The following is a 1,051-nucleotide window of genomic DNA, read 5'->3' as shown; positions in this document are numbered from 1 at the left end:
CTAGAGTCTGTCAGGCTGTTATTGCACCATACCCTGCGTGTCGCAGGTACGCGGCGCATTCTGTTGGGCTGAAGTGAGTGAGGAGGCTTCCGACCTCGCGCCAAGCCTCCTCGATCGTTCGGCGGTCGGCCTTTCGGAACAGTGTCTTGAGCTTGGCGAACATCATCTCGATCGGGTTCAGGTCGGGGCTGTAGGGCGGCAGAAACAGCAGGTGCGCTCCTGCTGCCCGGACAGCTTGGCGGGCACGCCAGCCCTTGTGGCTGCCCAGATTGTCGAGCACCACCACGTCGCGCGGCTTCAAGATCGGCACGAGGCATTGCTCTATCCAGGCCGTGAACGACTCGCCGTTGATGGGGCCATCGAACACACAGGGCGCAACGACGCCGCCTTGGCGAAGACCCGCAATGAAGGTCAGCGTCCGCCAGTGGCCGTGAGGAACCTTTGCCAGAAGCGGGGAGCCGCGCGGGCACCAGCCGCGCACGCGCGTCATGTCGGTTCGGATCCATGTCTCGTCGAGAAAGACCAAGCGCTCCGGGTCGATCCTGTGCTGATGTGCACGCCAGCGGTGGCGGAAGCGAGCCACTGCGGGCCGATCCTGCTCGGTGGCGATCAGGGTCTTTTTTTCACCGTCAGCCCGGCCCGGCGTACGAAGCGCCACACCGTATCGTGCGTGATGGACGTGCCCCGCTCGCGCAACTCGGCCGCGAGCGCACGCATGGTCAGGTCAGGCTTCTCGGCAAGGCGGCCACGCATCCAGTCCGCAACGGTGGCTGTGATCGGGGATCGGCGTGGACCACCCCGCTTGGCAGGCGACAGATCGGCACCCGCCCGCAACTTCTGCCCAAGCCGCACCGCACTCGCAGCCGACACATCGAACCGTCGCGCAACAGATCGAACCGATTCACCCTGCACGACAGCCGCCGCAATCCGGCTGCGCAAATCCAACGAAAGTGACTTCGGCATTGCTGAAAGCCTCCCGCTAAAATCCATACGGAATCAGAAAACAACACAAAATGCCAGCCCCCGATTCCGTTACCCGCAGACAGACTCT

1 protein-coding gene is annotated in these 1,051 nt (G+C 63.6%); it reads right to left on the bottom strand.

Annotated elements, in window-relative coordinates; translation table 11 throughout:
- Positions 1-10: 10 nt before the first annotated feature.
- Positions 11-963, bottom strand: a protein-coding gene (locus LRX75_RS23220) for an IS630 family transposase (RefSeq protein ID WP_231816931.1) whose coding sequence is annotated in 2 segments (ribosomal slippage) — positions 11-622 and positions 625-963 — 951 coding nt in all. Because the reading frame shifts where the segments join, the coding sequence is not laid out codon by codon here.
- Positions 964-1,051 lie beyond the last annotated feature (88 nt).

The sequence above is a fragment of the Rhizobium quercicola genome, assembly GCF_021168455.1.
Lineage (GTDB): Bacteria > Pseudomonadota > Alphaproteobacteria > Rhizobiales > Rhizobiaceae > Ferranicluibacter > Ferranicluibacter quercicola.
Note: the sequence above shows the minus strand (reverse complement) of the source record. Positions and strands in the feature narration are given on the sequence as shown.